The organism is Comamonas terrae (assembly GCF_001544075.1).
Taxonomy (GTDB): Bacteria; Pseudomonadota; Gammaproteobacteria; order Burkholderiales; family Burkholderiaceae_C; genus Comamonas; species Comamonas terrae.
This window is the reverse complement of the sequence record NZ_BCNT01000006.1, coordinates 167,987-182,555: the sequence shown is the minus strand read 5'-3', so window position 1 is coordinate 182,555 and position 14,569 is coordinate 167,987. Positions and strand designations below refer to the sequence as shown.

The 14,569-nt window shown below is 67.3% G+C and carries 16 protein-coding genes; 3 read left to right on the top strand and 13 right to left on the bottom strand.

The features are described from left to right. Positions 1-290: 290 nt before the first annotated feature. Entirely contained in the window at positions 291-1,259 is a 969-nt protein-coding gene (locus Cte04_RS11115) for a LysR family transcriptional regulator (RefSeq protein WP_066476724.1), read from the bottom strand. Between the two features lie 88 nt (positions 1,260-1,347). On the opposite strand from Cte04_RS11115, the gene Cte04_RS11110 reads away from it, so the two are divergent. Next, the gene (locus Cte04_RS11110) at positions 1,348-2,283 is read left to right on the top strand and encodes a DMT family transporter (RefSeq protein WP_066477131.1); all 936 of its coding nucleotides are present in this window, start codon (positions 1,348-1,350) and stop codon (positions 2,281-2,283) included. A gap of 80 nt (positions 2,284-2,363) precedes the next feature. Here the strand turns inward: Cte04_RS11110 and Cte04_RS11105 are convergent, their stop codons facing one another. Both Cte04_RS11105 and Cte04_RS11100 read right to left on the bottom strand, forming a co-directional pair. Next, complete coding sequence (locus Cte04_RS11105; protein WP_066476721.1) at positions 2,364-3,113, bottom strand: LrgB family protein; 750 nt, start codon at positions 3,111-3,113, stop codon at positions 2,364-2,366. Beyond that, entirely contained in the window at positions 3,110-3,508 is a 399-nt protein-coding gene (locus Cte04_RS11100) for a CidA/LrgA family protein (protein WP_066476718.1), read from the bottom strand. Before Cte04_RS11100 ends, Cte04_RS11105 begins: the two co-directional genes overlap by 4 nt. A 256-nt stretch (positions 3,509-3,764) precedes the next feature. Here Cte04_RS11100 and Cte04_RS11095 point away from each other — a divergent pair, with 256 nt between their 5' ends. Continuing rightward, positions 3,765-3,983, top strand: coding sequence for a hypothetical protein (locus Cte04_RS11095; RefSeq protein ID WP_066476714.1), 219 nt, complete (start codon positions 3,765-3,767; stop codon positions 3,981-3,983). 695 nt (positions 3,984-4,678) lie between these two features. Here the strand turns inward: Cte04_RS11095 and Cte04_RS11090 are convergent. The 10 genes from Cte04_RS11090 to Cte04_RS11045 form a co-directional block, all read right to left on the bottom strand. Then, positions 4,679-5,341 (bottom strand): FABP family protein, encoded by a 663-nt coding sequence (locus Cte04_RS11090; protein ID WP_066476700.1) that lies wholly within the window; start codon positions 5,339-5,341, stop codon positions 4,679-4,681. 269 nt (positions 5,342-5,610) lie between these two features. Then, positions 5,611-6,648, bottom strand: coding sequence for a porin (locus tag Cte04_RS11085; protein ID WP_066476696.1), 1,038 nt, complete (start codon positions 6,646-6,648; stop codon positions 5,611-5,613). A gap of 213 nt (positions 6,649-6,861) precedes the next feature. Continuing rightward, entirely contained in the window at positions 6,862-7,527 is a 666-nt protein-coding gene (gene ureG, locus Cte04_RS11080) for an urease accessory protein UreG (protein ID WP_066476694.1), read from the bottom strand. Next, positions 7,524-8,249 carry an urease accessory protein UreF gene (locus tag Cte04_RS11075; protein WP_066476691.1) on the bottom strand — a complete coding sequence of 242 codons (726 nt, stop codon included), beginning with the start codon at positions 8,247-8,249 and terminating at the stop codon, positions 7,524-7,526. The genes ureG and Cte04_RS11075 overlap by 4 nt, the downstream gene beginning before the upstream one ends. After that, positions 8,233-8,754, bottom strand: a complete 522-nt coding sequence (ureE, locus tag Cte04_RS11070; protein WP_066476688.1) for an urease accessory protein UreE — start codon at positions 8,752-8,754, stop codon at positions 8,233-8,235. The genes Cte04_RS11075 and ureE overlap by 17 nt, the downstream gene beginning before the upstream one ends. 2 nt (positions 8,755-8,756) lie before the next feature. Then, complete coding sequence (locus Cte04_RS11065; protein ID WP_066476685.1) at positions 8,757-9,230, bottom strand: GNAT family N-acetyltransferase; 474 nt, start codon at positions 9,228-9,230, stop codon at positions 8,757-8,759. A gap of 15 nt (positions 9,231-9,245) precedes the next feature. Further along, positions 9,246-10,964 (bottom strand): urease subunit alpha, encoded by a 1,719-nt coding sequence (gene ureC / locus Cte04_RS11060; RefSeq protein WP_066476682.1) that lies wholly within the window; start codon positions 10,962-10,964, stop codon positions 9,246-9,248. Then, positions 10,964-11,269 carry an urease subunit beta gene (locus tag Cte04_RS11055; protein WP_066476680.1) on the bottom strand — a complete coding sequence of 102 codons (306 nt, stop codon included), beginning with the start codon at positions 11,267-11,269 and terminating at the stop codon, positions 10,964-10,966. The genes ureC and Cte04_RS11055 overlap by 1 nt, the downstream gene beginning before the upstream one ends. A gap of 13 nt (positions 11,270-11,282) precedes the next feature. Next, positions 11,283-11,882 (bottom strand): HupE/UreJ family protein, encoded by a 600-nt coding sequence (locus Cte04_RS11050; protein WP_066476678.1) that lies wholly within the window; start codon positions 11,880-11,882, stop codon positions 11,283-11,285. 43 nt (positions 11,883-11,925) lie between these two features. Beyond that, a complete protein-coding gene (locus Cte04_RS11045; protein ID WP_066476673.1) occupies positions 11,926-12,228 on the bottom strand; it encodes an urease subunit gamma in 303 nt (100 codons plus the stop codon). Positions 12,229-12,532: 304 nt separating this feature from the next. Here Cte04_RS11045 and Cte04_RS11040 point away from each other — a divergent pair, with 304 nt between their 5' ends. Next, a complete protein-coding gene (locus Cte04_RS11040; protein ID WP_066476670.1) occupies positions 12,533-14,551 on the top strand; it encodes a TonB-dependent receptor in 2,019 nt (672 codons plus the stop codon). The last annotated feature ends 18 nt before the right edge of the window (positions 14,552-14,569 follow it).

The window sequence follows — 14,569 nt, the reverse complement described above, 5'->3', positions numbered from 1 at the left end:
GCTTATCCAGCGACTGGGACGGGCTTGTCCACAAGCTTGTAGCGAATGATTGGGGAGAACCCGGGGTTGGGGCGGATTCCGGCGCTGCAATCCCGGTGCAACCCCAAGCCCGCGCTTTTGGGGCGCTGTGTTTTGCGCATCGCTGCAGGTTTGCCTAAAAATTCATCATCGTTTGAAAAATGCTGCTGTGACAAGCACTTAAGTCACTTATCCTGCCGGGGCGGCAAGTTTGTCCACAAGCTTGTTGCGCTCCGGTGGGGAGAACTTGGCTTGCTGGCGGGGGCATGCTTTCAGGCCACGCTTTGGCCGGCCTCCACCAGATGGTCGATGAGGGCCCTGACCTTGAGCGGCACATGGCGCGAAGGCATGTACAGCGCATAGGCAATGCGCGGCGCGTAGCCGCCCGTGAGCCGCCAGCCGGGCAGCACGCGCACCAGGCTGCCCTCGTCCAGCGCCGCCTGGGCCGCGAAATCCGCGACCAGGCCTATGCCCTGGTGCTGCAGCGCCAGGACGGTGATGCCCGTGCTGCTGGCCACGCTGAGCGGGGCCGGCAGCTCGGTGACGATGGGGGCGGCGGCAGCTTCCGTCGAGAGGTCTGCATTGGGCGGCAGCCATTGCAGCAGGTTCTGGAAATCTCCGTAGCCCAGCGATATGCATTGCACCCTGTGCTGCCGGGCCAGGGCCTCGAGCTGGTCGGGGTGCTCCAGCGGTGCACCCAGCGATTGCAGGTATTGCGGCGATGCCACGGCGATATAGCGCACGGGGCGCAGGGCCCGCGCCACCATGTGCTGGGGCAGGTGCTCGGGGCGTGCGATGCGTATGGCCAGGTCCAGCCCCTGCTCGGTCAGGTCGACCACATGGTCGCTGAGATGGATGGCCACCTGCACCTCGGGCCAGCGCTGGCGCAGGGCGGGCAACTGGGCGGCCAGCCACAGTTCGCCGAACACCGTGGGCGCCGTCATGCGCACCGTGCCGCGCGGCGTGTCGCCGTAATGGCCGGCCATGGCGTGCACGTCGCGGGCGGTATGCGCAAGCTGGACGCAGCCGGCATGGACCTCGGCGCCCAGTTCGGTCAGCGACAGGGTGCGGGTGGTGCGGTGCAGCAGGCGCACGCCCCAGTGCGCTTCCAGGCGCCCCACGCTGCGGCTGACCGCCGAGGTGGTCAGGCCCAGCTGGCGTGCGGCCGCAGCAAAGCTGCGCAGCTCCACGACCTTGGCAAACACCAGCATTTCATTGACAAGAAGGGTGTCGGTAGCCATGTTGACAGATTAATTGTTGAATGCAATGCAATAGTAAGTGGAATGCATGCGCATTGATGCGTTGATCGAGTTGATCGACCATTGGCGCATGAAAGTTCAAGCTCCCTCTCCGCTCCTGCTTCCGGCCTCGCCCGGTGCGCTCTCCCATTCTTCCAAGGCACCCCGGGCCCGCAACGGCGCGGACGGCGGCACCTGGCGCATGGTGCTGGCCATGGCGCTGTCGGGCACCATCGGCCTGCTGGTCGTGGAAAGCGGCCTGCCCGTTCTGTGGGTGGTCTGGCTGCGCTGCATCCTGGGCGGCCTGGGCCTGGCGGCATGGGTGCTCTGGTCACGTCAGTGGGTGCGGCCGCAGGCCAGGGAATGGATATGGCTGCTGGCTGGCGGACTGGCGCTGGTCCTCAACTGGCTCAGCCTTTTCCGCGCCTATCACTACAGCGGCATTGCCGTGTCCACCGTGGTCTACCACGTGCAGCCCTTCGTGCTGCTGCTGCTTGCGGCCGTGGTGCAGCGCGAGCCCCTGCCGCTGCGGCGCCTGCCCTGGCTGCTGCTGGCGCTGCTGGGCGTGGCGCTCAGCAGCGGGCTGATGGCGGTGAACCACGGCCAGCTGCAGTGGAAGGGCATTGCGCTGGCGCTGCTGGCGGCCAGCCTGTATGCCGTGGCCACGCTGGCCACGCGCAAGCTGGCGCGCATCGGCCCCGCGCAGATCGCCATGCTGCAGATGCTGGCGGGAGCGCTGGTGCTGGGGCCGGTGGTTGCGGGTTCGCAGGAGGTTGCCGTGTTCGGCGGCAAGGCGGTGGTCGCCGTGCTGGTGCTGGGCCTGGTGCATACGGCCTGGATGTACACGCTGATGTACACGGCCTTCCAGCGGCTCATGGCCCAGGCGATCGCCGGGCTGTCCTTCATCTACCCGGCCATGGCCCTGGTCGTGGACCTGGCATGGTTCGGAGTGCGGCCGCAGCCGGTGCAGTGGCTGGGCATGGCGCTGATTCTCGGCGCGGTCTGGGCCTACCGGCGCAGCGAGTGAGAAACAAGCTTAAATAAGGCTGCAACGCAGAGGGGGAAGGCGCTGGATGCTCCTGTTTTGATTGCGGCAAGCTGCCCTGCTCAAATCCAGGGCACGACGGCCAGCACCAGCGGCATCAGCACGGCGGTGGCCACGCCGTTGAGGCCCATGGCCAGGGCCGAGAAGGCGCCCATGGCCGGATGGATCTGCAGCGCGCGCGCCGTGCCGATGGCATGGGCCGTGAGGCCCAGCGCAAAGCCCTGCACCGCCGGATCCTTGAGGCGCAGCAGGCGGATCAGCAGCGGCGCCATCATGGTGCCCGAAATGCCTGCAATCGCCACGGCCACGGCCGCCAGCGAGGGCTTGCCGCCAAAGCGCTCGGCCATGGGCAGGGCAATGGGAATCGTGGCCGACTTGGGCGCCACGGCAACCATCGTGGCTTCGCTGCCGCCAAAGGCCCAGGCAATGACTATGGCCGACAGCAGCGCCACCAGGCAACCGACCAGCAGTGCCGCGCCGACGGGCAGCCACAGCTGGCGTATGCGCTCGCGCTGGGCATAGAGCGGAATGGCCAGGGCCACGGTGGCCGGGCCGATCAGCAGCGTCAGAAAGTTCACGCCGCTGCGGTAGGTGGGATAGGGCGTGCCCGTGGCCAGCAGAATGCCCACCACGACGACCACGCCCGTGAACACGGGAATGAGCAGCGGGCGGTTGCCGCTCTTGCGGTAGATGGCCATGGCCGCCAGGTAGACCGCAATGGTCAGCACCAGCCAGGGCAGATGGGTGCCGGCCAGCTCGGTCCAGACGGCAGCCAGGTGCGTGGCTGCGGATGGCGTGCTCGCCGTGCTCATGCCGCCTCCTCATGGGCCGGGGCGCTGGCCTTGCCCGTGCGCCTGGCTTCCTGTGTTCGCTGCAGCTGCAGAAAGAAGCGGAAGGTCCATGCCGTTGCCGCAAAGGTGAAGGCCGAACCCAGCACGCAGGCCAGCACAAACGGCAGCCATTCGCGCTGGAGATGGTCGAATTCCTGCATCACGCCGGCAATCACGGGAATGAACAGCAGCATCATGTTCTGCAGCAGTACGCCGGCGGTATCCTCCAGGGCCTTGGGCAGGCGCCTGTACAGCAGCAGGGCCAGCAGCAGCATCAAGGTTCCGATCAGGGCCCCCGGTAGCGGCAGGCCCGAAAAGCGGGCAATGAACTCGCCCAGCAACTGGAAGGCGAACAGGGTGGCAACGGCGTAGAGCATGGGAATGGGGAAAAGACTCCAGGCAATGCGGAAACAGGCTTGAGAAAGTTCCCTGAAGCTTGCGCAAACAGGACAGGGCAACCGGCTTACAACGAGGTAGGACGGCGGCGCGAAGTCGGCCATCATCGCCCATATCGCGCAAAAGCGCTGCGGCGGCTCTTGCAGCCGGACGTGGGCAGGACTATCTTGGCGGCAGATGTACGCCGGGCGGCGGGCATCGATCGCAGCTCGCACTGCAAGCTTAGGAGGAGTCAGCATGCAAATCGCAAATTACCGCGCACCTGTGTATGAACCCACGGTGGACGAATTGGAGACGCTCAAGAAGCTGGAAATGGGTGAGGAGGTCTCTCTCTGGTCCGCGGCGCGCGAGCATTTGTCCAGGCGCCTGCTGGAGCGCGGCCTGGTGGCGCAGGACGTTGACAAGCACTGGCACATCACGGAGCAAGGCCGTGAACTCATCCGCCGAAAGCTGTGAATCGAACAAGGGTTAACCCTTGATTCTGGGGCTGCCTGATTTAGAGGCAATCAACCCGGGCGCCAGTGAATGCAAGGGGTTGACGGGGCCATTCACCAAGTTGTCACAACATATGCACAGAGTTGTCCACTGTAATTGTGGAGAAGGGCACCGCAGAGCGCGGTGCCTTTTTCGTGGCCTGGGCAGGCCGGGCGGCATGCGTGGAAAAGACGCAGGCAGGGCAGGGCACAGCCACCTTGCGGGAAGCCGGTTCTGCTCTTTTTGAGAGGGAAGACGGTTAGCCGAGACGCGAAAATCCCTGGCAAGCCGGATGCCCGGGCGGTCGATGGATCAATGCCGGGGCGTAGCTGCCGGTGCTTGTGTCATATCGTAACAATAGATATGCGCAAGCACGATCGACCAAAGTTATGCACAGCTTGTGCGCAATGCAGAAAAAATAGCGCCCGCCGGGCTTTCCGCCTGGGTTGAAGCGCTCAAGTACTGCGGTGGACCTGCTCCGCAGAGCGCCGCAAGCAGCCGCTTGCGGCAGGGCAGGTACAAAAGAAATAGCCGAGAAGGAAAAACCGTCTTCTCGGCCATGGAGGGGAAGTGGCCGCCATTGGCGCCAAACCCGAGGGAGGTGGATTGTAGCGCAGTTTCGGGCCCTCGAAAGCGACGCGGCGGCCCGCCGGTGCGCTGCCCTGAATGCGGTCTTGCTACGCCGCCAGCGCCTTGGCTGCCCGGGCGGCGGCGGCCTGCGCCGTGGGGTTGGGCGTGGGCTCGCCGATCTTGTGCAGGCGGTTGCGGTCCGTATGGAGAAAAGGCTCGGTGCGGTCCGGAGTGATCAGCACGGTTTCCTGCTCATACGACCAGGTTCCGTCGTCATGCTTGGTCACGGTGATGGTGAAGCTTTCCGTGCGGAAGGCATGCTCGAGAAACGGGTTGGACGAGATGCCGTTGGTGAGGGAGCCCCGCACGGCCTTGAGCTGGAAGCTCGTCGCGTCAGGCGCGGCCTGTCCCATAGCCATGGCGGTCTGCCCGCGCGGAATGGACAGCGTGAGGATCAGATTGCCCGTGGCGGGTTCCCAGAGCCAGTAGCCGACCTGGTCGTGAAAGGTCTCGACATCGTCGGGCTTGACGATGCGCGTGTGGTAGCGCAGGCCGTAGAAAAGCTGCGGCCCGTTGGTCTGCGCATCGATGGGCTGCAGTTCCATGTGCTCGATGAAGGCCTGCTTTTCAGGTCCGTCGGCCTTGGGGTTGATATCCAGCCCGCGCGTACCCGTCCAGATGCCGGCCATGCCCGTGAGCGGCCCCAGATGGGCCAGGGTGTTCACATCCGGCTCGGGCTCCGTGTAGATGTCTTTGGGGTAGTTTTCCATGGTGGGTACCGTTCGCAGCTTTTGATGCAGGGCTTCAATGTAACTCCTTTGGCTGTGCGAGCCGATCGGCTGATCGGGCGGTGGCTGGAGGCCTTGGCACGCCGGGCGAAAGCGTTTCCGGGCATTGCCGGTGCGGGCTGCTGGAGCCCAGCACCGGCTGAAGCGCACGAAGGAGCGGCAGGGACACGGTTTCCGCCTGCGGTGTTTCAACGAAAGCGAGGACCAGGCCTCGCTTGGGTTATGTGCCGGATGGCGATCCGGCCAGGGCATCAGAAGCGGTGGCGGATGCCGGCGATCAGGCTGGTGCCTGTCTTGGGGCTGGCATCGCTCACGCGGTCGTACATCAGGGCGGTGTACACATCGGTGCGCTTGGACAGGAAGTGGTCGTAGCCCAGCGTTGCGGTGGTGCGGGTGGCCTCGGTGGCCGCTTCGTACTTGGTGCGGGCCACGGCCGCCTTGACGGTGCCGGGCGTGCCGGCCACGGGAACGTCCAGGCCCAGCGAGTAGGTCTTGCTCTTGCTGTCCAGATCCTTGACCTTGGCCTGGCCGTAGGTGGCGTACAGCTTCACGACGTTGAAGTTGTAGCTGCCGCCGACCATCCAGTCGCTCTTGGTGGGCATGACGGTGCCGTTGCCGGGGTTGGTGATCTGGTCACGCTCGTAGAAGGCCGTCAGGCTCAGCGGGCCGCTGGAGTACAGCGCGTTCACGCCCACGTTCTTCTTGCCCTTGTTGCCCGGGGTCGACTGCTCGCCGAACTGGTAGTACACGTTGGCGGTCAGGCCGCCGAAGTTGGGCGTGGTGTAGACCAGCATGTTGCTCCAGCCGGTGTCGGCGGGCGTGGTCAGGCGGGCGCCGCCCCAGGCTGCGGTGGGCGTGTTGGCATGCAGCACCAGGGGCGAGATGGTGAACGAATCGCCAAAGGGGTTGGTCAGGACGGTGGGCAGGAAGTTGGGCGCCTTGTCGCGGCCCAGGCCGATGCGGCCGAAGCTGCCGTTCAGGCCGATGTTGGCATCGCGCGAAAAGAAGGTGTCGCCGGGGAAGCGGCCGGGCTCGCCGGTGTCCATGCGCATGAAGGAGGTCAGGTTGAAGTCGACCTTCAGGCCGCTGCCCAGGTCTTCCGTGCCCTTGATGCCCCACCAGGAGGTGGTCATGCCGCCGGAGCCCACGACCGACTTGCGGTCCTGGCCGGCCATCTTGACGGAGCCGGCGTACATGTCGGCCAGGCCGGTGAGCTGGACGGTGCTTTGCGCTTGTGCGGCAGCGCAGCAGGCCAGGGCCGCGGCGAGTGCGATGAACGATTTTTTCATGGAGCCTCTCTTGATTGATTGCTATATAGGAATTGCGGTGTGAAATGCCGGAGCTGGGACTGGAAGGAATCCAGATCCAAGCAATACCCATGCCAACAGGCTCTTTTCTGTCCGGCCGGGGTTTCCGAACGGCTTGCCTCTTTGCGGATGCCCGGCGCCGGCTGCAGGCAGGCGGTCTTCGCTGGCCCAGTCGCAGCTGCGGCGGGGGATGGCCTATGCACGGAGGGTCAGCAGGCCCTTGTTCTCGATGAATGCCACGACATCGGAGAGTCCTTGCTGGGTCTTGAGATTCGTCATGGCGAAGGGCTTGACGCCCGCAGGTGTCGAGCGCATGCGCACGGTATCGGCGCGCATCACTTCCAGGTCCGCACCAACGTAGGGCGCCAGGTCGGTCTTGTTGATGACGAAGAGGTCGCTCTTGGTGATGCCGGGGCCGCCCTTGCGCGGGATCTTCTCGCCCGCGGCCACGTCGATCACGTAGATGGTCAGGTCGCTGAGCTCGGGGCTGAAGGTGGCCGCAAGGTTGTCGCCGCCCGACTCGATGAAGACGATGTCGGCATCGGGAAACTGCGCCAGCATGCGGTCGATGGCCTCGAGGTTGATCGAGGCGTCCTCGCGGATGGCCGTGTGCGGGCAGCCGCCGGTCTCCACGCCCATGATGCGCTCGGGCGGCAGCGCGCCGCTGATGGTCAGCAGGCGCTGGTCTTCCTTGGTGTAGATGTCGTTGGTGATCGCGACCAGGTCCCACTTGTCGCGCATGGCCTTGCACAGCATCTCGAGGATGGTGGTCTTTCCCGATCCCACGGGCCCGCCTATGCCCACGCGCAGCGGCGGCAGCTTCTTGGTGCGGTGGGGGATGTGGTGCAGTGCGGTGGTCATGATCGGAACAGGCGTGAGTATTGGTGTTCATGCCGGGCCGAGAGAATGGCCAGCATGGGCGAGAACGCCTGGCGTGCTTCGTCCGGCAGGACTTCGGCATGCGCCACGGCGGCGGGGATTTCGTCGGCCAGGCGGGCCAGGATGCGCTGGCCCGCGCTTTGGCCCAGCGGCACGGCCTTGATCGCGGCCTGCACCATGTTCTCGGCCCAGCCGAAGGCATAGGCCAGCAGGGCCTGCTGCGCCACGGCCCCGGTGAAGGCGGTGGCCAGCGCAAAGGCGATGGGGTAGCTCGGCCGCTGGCCCGACAGCGCCGCGAGTTCAAGAATCTGCGCGCTGCGGGCGGCATCGGCCGCATGCTGGTTGCGCAGCCAGTCGGCCAGAGAGCGGCCCATCTGCTCGGTCTGCAGGCGCAGCTCGCTGGTCTCGCGCGTGGCCAGCACCCAGCCGTTGAGCTGCTGCACGCGCTGTACGTCGCCGCGCTGCCAGGCGGGCATGGCCTGGGCGATGGCCGCCATGTCGCCGCGCGCCTGGGTCAGGTGCAATTGCTGCACCAGCCAGCCGGCGGCTTGCGCCTCGGTGGTGACATGGGCGGCATGGACGGCCGCCTCCAGCCCTTCGGAGTACGAAAAGCCGCCGATGGGCAGCGCCGGCGAGGCCAGCCACATCAGCTGCAGCAGCGTGGCCGAGGCCATGCCCGGCGCGGCTTCAGTGGCCGTGCTCATGGTGATGCCCATGGCCGTGGTGATGGTGGCTGTGTCCGTCGTTGGTCACATGCCCGCCGTAGGCACCGCCTTCGGGCTCGAAGGGCAGCTCGGCCTCGACCACCGTCATGTGCATGCTGCGCAGCATGTCGGCCAGCACATGGTCGGGCTCGATCTTCAGGTGGTCGGGCTGCAACTCGATGGGCACATGGCGGTTGCCCAGGTGGTAGGCGGCGCGCATCAGGTCGAAGGGGCTGCCGTGCTCGGCGCAGGCCGTGATGTGCAGCACCTTCTGCTTTGCTGCCAGCACGCGGACCAGCGAGCCGTCCTCGGCCACCAGCACGTCGCCGCCGCGCACGGCCTGGCCGCGCGGCAGGAAGACGGCCAGTTCGCGGCCCTGGCTGTCGGTGGCGGCGAAGCGGCTTTTCTGGCGCACATCCCAGTCGAGCTCCACGGTGGCGGCGCGCCTGAGCAGACTGGGGGCCAGCCCCTGGCCGCCGGAAAGGCATTTGGAGACTTGCAGCATGATCAAAGCGCCCTTGTCATGAAGCAGCTGTTCGGGTCCGGATGGTAGCTGCCGAAGGGTTCGCAGGGCACGAACCCGTTGCGCTGGTAGAAGCGCCGGGCCGGTGTAAAGAAGGCCTCGGTGCCGGTCTCCAGGCTGATGCGCGTGGCGCCGCTGGCGCGGGCCTGGGCCAGCACGTGCTCCAGCACCTGCTGGGCCGCCGCGGAACCGCGGTAGGCCGCGCCCACGCGCATGGTCTTGAGTTCGACATGGCCGGCATCGAGCTGCTTGAGCGCGCAGCTGGCCACCAGGGCCGGCCCGGCTTCGTGCTGCGCCCAGCCGGTCCAGAAGCGGATGTCGGGCCGGCGCAGCTGGCTGGCGTCCAGCGCATGCACGCTTTCGGGCAGCGAGATGCGGTGCATGTCGTCCAGGTGCTCCTGCAGGAAGGCCAGCACGCGCGGATCGGTCGCCGGGTCGAGGGTGAAATGCAGCTTCATCGTTCCATCATCGCTTCAAAACAGGAAATAGCGCTGCGCCATCGGCAGGCTGCTGGCGGGCTCGCAGGTCAGCAGCTCGCCATTGGCGCGCACCACATAGGTCTGGGCATCCACTTCCATGTGCGGCGCCAGGTCGTTGTGGACCATGTGGCACTTCTGCACGCCGCGTATGCCCTTGACGGCCGACAGCCGCTTGCGCAGGCCGAAGCGCTGGCCTATGCCCGCCGCCAGCCCGGCCTGGGAGACGAAGGTCAGCGAGGTCTTGGCGATCGCTCCGCCAAACGCCCCGAACATGGGCCGGTAGTGCACGGGCTGGGGCGTGGGGATGGAGGCGTTGGGATCGCCCATGGCGGCCATGGCGATCAGCCCGCCCTTGAGGATGCAGCTGGGCTTGACGCCGAAGAAGGCCGGCTTCCAGACCACGATGTCGGCCCACTTGCCCACTTCCAGGCTGCCCACCTCGTGGCTGATGCCGTGGGCGATCGCGGGGTTGATGGTGTATTTGGCGATGTAGCGCCTGATGCGGAAGTTGTCGTTACGCGCGCCGTCGCCGGGCAGGGCGCCGCGCTGCTGCTTCATCTTGTGCGCGGTCTGCCAGGTGCGCAGTATCACTTCGCCCACGCGGCCCATGGCCTGGCTGTCGGAGCTGAACATGCTGATGGCGCCGATGTCATGCAGGATGTCCTCGGCCGCGATGGTCTCCTTGCGGATGCGGCTTTCGGCGAAGGCCAGGTCTTCGGCGATGCCCGCGTCCAGGTGGTGGCAGACCATGAGCATGTCCACGTGCTCGTCCAGCGTGTTCACCGTGTAGGGGCGCGTGGGGTTGGTGGAGCTGGGCAGCACATTGGCTTCGCCCACCACTTTCAGAATGTCGGGCGCGTGGCCGCCGCCCGCGCCTTCGGTGTGGAAGGTGTGGATGGTGCGGCCCTTGAAGGCGGCCACCGTGTCCTCGACGAAGCCGCTTTCGTTGAGCGTGTCGGTGTGGATGGCGACCTGGGTGTCGGTGTCCTCGGCCACGGTGAGGCAGTTGTCGATGGCCGCCGGCGTGCTGCCCCAGTCCTCGTGCAGCTTGAGGCCGATGGCGCCGGCCGCGATCTGCTCGTGCAGTCCCTGGGGCTGGCTGGCATTGCCCTTGCCCAGAAAGCCCAGATTCATCGGAAAGGCGTCGGCCGCCTGCAGCATGCGCTCCAGGTTCCAGGGGCCGGGCGTGCAGGTGGTGGCGAAGGTGCCCGTGGCCGGGCCTGTGCCGCCGCCGATCATGGTGGTGACGCCGCTGGTCAGCGCCTCCTCGATCTGCTGCGGGGCGATGAAGTGGATGTGGGTGTCTATGCCGCCGGCCGTGACGATGCTGCCTTCGCAGCTGATGATCTCGGTGCCCGGGCCGATGACGATGTCCACGCCCGGCTGGGTGTCGGGGTTGCCGGCCTTGCCGATGGCGGCGATGCGCCCGTCCTTCAGGCCTATGTCGGCCTTGACGATGCCCCAGTGGTCGATGATGAGGGCGTTGGTCAGCACCGTGTCCATGGCGCCTTGCGCACGGCTGCGCTGGCTTTGCGCCATGCCGTCGCGGATGGTCTTGCCGCCGCCGAACTTCACCTCCTCGCCATAGCCGCCCGCGGCCAGCGAGTAGTCGCGCTCGACCTCGAGGATGAGGTCGGTGTCGGCCAGGCGCAGGCGGTCGCCCACCGTGGGGCCGTAGGTCTCGGCATAGGCGCGTTTGTCCATCGTGGCCATCAGAGTGCTCCCATCACCAGGCCGCGAAAGCCGTGGATCTGCCGGTCGCCGGCGATGTCGACCAGCTCCACCGTGCGCTGCTGGCCGGGCTCGAAGCGCACGGCCATGCCCGAGGCGATGTTCAGGCGCATGCCGCGCGCCGCGGCACGGTCAAAGGCCAGGCCGGCATTGGTCTCGGCGAAGTGGTAGTGCGAGCCCACCTGGATAGGCCGGTCGCTGGCGTTGTGCACCACCAGCGTGACGGTGCGCCGTCCAGGATTGAGGACATGCTCGCCGTCGTCGATGAGGAGTTCACCGGGGATCATGGCGTGCCTCCGCTCAGGCGATGCGGGCCAGCAGGACGGCGCCCAGCACGGCGGTACCCAGGCCGCCCAGGCGCGCCAGCCACCGGTGGCGCTGCACCACGGCGTGGCCCAGGGCCATGCCGGCGACATGCAGGGCCGCCGAGCCCAGCGCCATGCCGGCCAGCGCGCCCAGGGCCGTCAGGCCGGTATCGCCCGCCAGCTCGTAGCCGTGGGCCGCGCCGTGGAAGAAGGCGAACACGCCCGCCAGCGCGGCGGCCAGCACCCAGGGCATCTGCCTTTGCACGGCCACCAGCAGGCCCAGCACCAGCACCGAGGCAGCGATCATGGGCTCCACGCCCGGCACCCACAGCCCGGCAAAGCCTGCCAGCGCACCGGCCACGAGCAATGCCACAAAGGCCGCCGGCGCGCGCCAGGCCGGCGTGACGGTCAATGCGCTCCACACACCCACGGCCAGCATCGCGGCCAGGTGGTCGAGTCCGGTGAACGGATGGGCCAGGCCCTGCATGAAGCTGTCCAGCAGGCCGTGCGTGTGCGCCTGGCTGCCGCTGTGGGCCAGCGCGGCCATGGGCAGGGCAGGCAGGGCGGCGAGAGCGATGGCTGTTATCTTTTTCATAGCTGTTGACGCTTGATGGGTAAGGGTTGAAGAGTGAAAAGCCTTAAACGATCGGCTCGTGCACCGTGACCAGCTTGGTGCCGTCGGGGAAGGTGGCCTCGATCTGGATGTCCGGAATCATCTCGGCGATGCCCTCCATCACGTCGGCGCGCGTGAGCACGGTGCGGCCCTCGCTCATCAGCTGGGCCACGCTCTTGCCGTCGCGCGCGCCCTCCATCACGTAGGCGCTGATCAGGGCCACGGCCTCGGGATAGTTGAGCTTGAGGCCGCGCGCCTTGCGGCGCTCGGCCAGCAGCGCGGCCGTGAAGATCAGCAGCTTGTCTTTTTCACGCGGTGTGAGTTCCATGGTGTTTCACTCGATGCTGGAAGACGTGAGCCCTGTGGCTCGGAAAGCCTGGAAGCCAGCCGGGCGCGCGCGGTGTGAGTTGCATGGTACAGGACCGAAGCAATTGCCATGCCAGTGCGCCGGCTTGGTGCATGGCCGGAAAAATGCAGAGGACTGCGCACTTGTGGTGCATCCGTGCCTGGCGCGGTCTGTCTGGAGAGATCGATGCCTTCTTGTGGTGCATTCGATGGTGCATGGTGGTGCGGTATCGATGGCATGAAGCTTGCACGGCATGGGCTTTTAAAAGAAGAGGGAGTGTTTGCCCATGCCTTTGAATCCACGCCTTGCCTGCTGCGGGCTCCTGTGGGCGCTGTGCCGGGCGGCCATGGCCCAGGAGGTGCCCGCCGAGCTGCCCGCCATCACCGTCAAGGGCCAGGCGCTGGACGCCGCGCAGCAGCCGTTTTCGGTGACCACGCTGGGCGCCGACGAGGTGCGCGAGCAACCCGTGCAGGAGCTGGAGTCGCTGTGGAGCAAGGTGCCCGGCATGCATGTCACCAACTACCAGATCAACGGCGTGGCCAACAGCGTGGTGCTGCGCGGCTTTGCCGGCGGCGGCCATGGCGGCGACATCGCGGCCACGCTGGACGGCATCCCGCTGAACGAGGCCATGTCGCACGCCGACGGCTACTTCGACCTGAACGTGGTCGTGCCGCTGGAGCTGGAGCAGGCGGCCGTGCACCGGGGCCCCACGTCGGTGCTGCAGGGCAACTACAACCGCGCCGGGCTGATCGAGCTGCGCACGCGCCGCAGCGGCAGCTACCGCGACATCGACGTGACCGCAGGCTCGCACGGCCTGCTCGACACCCAGCTGGCCATCGGCCAGGCGCTGGAGTCGGGCGATCAGCTCAACCTCGCGGCCCAGCAGGTGCGCGGCGATGGCGCCCGGCCGGATGCCGGCTTTTCGCGCAGTACGCTCAGCGGCTCCTGGAAGCACCGCCTGGCGCCACGGCTGGACCTCGCCCTGTCCGGCCGCTGGCACGAGGCCCGCGGCGACTCGCCCGGCTACCTGACCGAGGCGCAGTGGCGGCGGGACCCGCAGGGCCAGGATGCGCGGGTGGTCGGCGACGGCTCGCGCAAGCGCTTCGGCACGCTGCGCCTGGATGCCGGCTACGACCTGGGCGGCGGCACCCGCCTGCTGGGCTTTGCCTATGGCACGCGGCAGGAGTTCACCCGCTGGTTTACCCGGCCGCGCGCCGGCCGCTGGATGCAGCGCGAGGAGGACTACGAGCGCAGCGTGCGCGGCGCGGGCATGAACCTGGCCGGCAAGGCCGCGCTGGCGGGCGGCGCGCTGGACTGGATGCTGGGCCTGGAGCAGGTGCGCGAATCCACCGACTATGGCTACTGGGATGGCCTGGATGCGCGGCGGCGCGTCGGGCCGGCGCTGGACGACCGCCGCACGCAGCTGGTCAACACGGCGGCCTACGGTCAGGCCGGCTGGCAGGCCAATGACTGGCTGCAGGCCACGGCCGCGCTGCGCCGGGATCGCTTCACGGGCAGTTGCCGCCCGCTGGGGCCGGAAGCCGGCGACGATCCCTGCGGCCGCATGGCAAGCCGCAGCCATGCCAGCCCCAAGCTGGGCGTGTCGGCGCAACTTGGCGCCAGCATGGCGCTGCGGGCCAGCTGGGCCGAGGGCTTTGCCCTGCCCAGCGACTTTGCCAAGTACGCGCTGGGGGCGCGCGAGCTGGAGTCCAACATCTTCCGCCAGACCGAGCTGGGCCTGCAGTGGAAGCCCTCGGCGCAGTGGCTGGTGGATGCCGCGGTCTACCGCATCACGTCGAGCCAGGAAATCCGCAATACGGCGCCGGGCGAGTACGAGAACTTCGGCGCCACGCTGCGCCAGGGTGCCGAGCTGCAGCTGCACTGGCTGCCGCGCAGCGACTGGCATATCGAATGGGCCTGGGGCCGCGCGCGTTCTCGGGTCACGCAGAACGCCGATGCTGGTCTGCTCGGCCGCCAGGTCAGCGGCGTGCCCGGCACCACCAGCACCGTGCATGCGCGCTGGAGCCCGCGCACCGACCTGACCGTGCACGCCGTGCTGCGCCACGTGGGCCGCAGCGCCCTGAATGCGGCCAACACCGAATGGGCCGGCGCCTACCACTGGGCGGACCTCGGCCTGCAATACCGCCTGCCCGCCGGCGTGGCCCGCAACGCCACTCTCAGCCTGTGGCTGCGCAATGCGGGCAATGCCCGCTATGCCAGCACCACGGTGCTGATCGGCGGCGAGCGCCTGGTGGCGCCCGGCGCGCCGCGCACGCTGCAGCTGGGTTTGCAGGTCTCGCTCTGAATCTGAAAAGAGGACTTT

What these genes read in the sequence shown, in the direction of transcription:
- Cte04_RS11115 (WP_066476724.1), bottom strand. Translation starts at nt 1,259, where the DNA reads ATGGCTACCGACACCCTTCTTGTCAATGAAATGCTGGTGTTTGCCAAG.
- Cte04_RS11110 (WP_066477131.1), top strand. Translation starts at nt 1,348, where the DNA reads ATGAAAGTTCAAGCTCCCTCTCCGCTCCTGCTTCCGGCCTCGCCCGGT.
- Cte04_RS11105 (WP_066476721.1), bottom strand. Translation starts at nt 3,113, where the DNA reads ATGAGCACGGCGAGCACGCCATCCGCAGCCACGCACCTGGCTGCCGTC.
- Cte04_RS11100 (WP_066476718.1), bottom strand. Translation starts at nt 3,508, where the DNA reads ATGCTCTACGCCGTTGCCACCCTGTTCGCCTTCCAGTTGCTGGGCGAG.
- Cte04_RS11095 (WP_066476714.1), top strand. Translation starts at nt 3,765, where the DNA reads ATGCAAATCGCAAATTACCGCGCACCTGTGTATGAACCCACGGTGGAC.
- Cte04_RS11090 (WP_066476700.1), bottom strand. Translation starts at nt 5,341, where the DNA reads ATGGAAAACTACCCCAAAGACATCTACACGGAGCCCGAGCCGGATGTG.
- Cte04_RS11085 (WP_066476696.1), bottom strand. Translation starts at nt 6,648, where the DNA reads ATGAAAAAATCGTTCATCGCACTCGCCGCGGCCCTGGCCTGCTGCGCT.
- ureG (WP_066476694.1), bottom strand. Translation starts at nt 7,527, where the DNA reads ATGACCACCGCACTGCACCACATCCCCCACCGCACCAAGAAGCTGCCG.
- Cte04_RS11075 (WP_066476691.1), bottom strand. Translation starts at nt 8,249, where the DNA reads ATGAGCACGGCCACTGAAGCCGCGCCGGGCATGGCCTCGGCCACGCTG.
- ureE (WP_066476688.1), bottom strand. Translation starts at nt 8,754, where the DNA reads ATGCTGCAAGTCTCCAAATGCCTTTCCGGCGGCCAGGGGCTGGCCCCC.
- Cte04_RS11065 (WP_066476685.1), bottom strand. Translation starts at nt 9,230, where the DNA reads ATGAAGCTGCATTTCACCCTCGACCCGGCGACCGATCCGCGCGTGCTG.
- ureC (WP_066476682.1), bottom strand. Translation starts at nt 10,964, where the DNA reads ATGGCCACGATGGACAAACGCGCCTATGCCGAGACCTACGGCCCCACG.
- Cte04_RS11055 (WP_066476680.1), bottom strand. Translation starts at nt 11,269, where the DNA reads ATGATCCCCGGTGAACTCCTCATCGACGACGGCGAGCATGTCCTCAAT.
- Cte04_RS11050 (WP_066476678.1), bottom strand. Translation starts at nt 11,882, where the DNA reads ATGAAAAAGATAACAGCCATCGCTCTCGCCGCCCTGCCTGCCCTGCCC.
- Cte04_RS11045 (WP_066476673.1), bottom strand. Translation starts at nt 12,228, where the DNA reads ATGGAACTCACACCGCGTGAAAAAGACAAGCTGCTGATCTTCACGGCC.
- Cte04_RS11040 (WP_066476670.1), top strand. Translation starts at nt 12,533, where the DNA reads ATGCCTTTGAATCCACGCCTTGCCTGCTGCGGGCTCCTGTGGGCGCTG.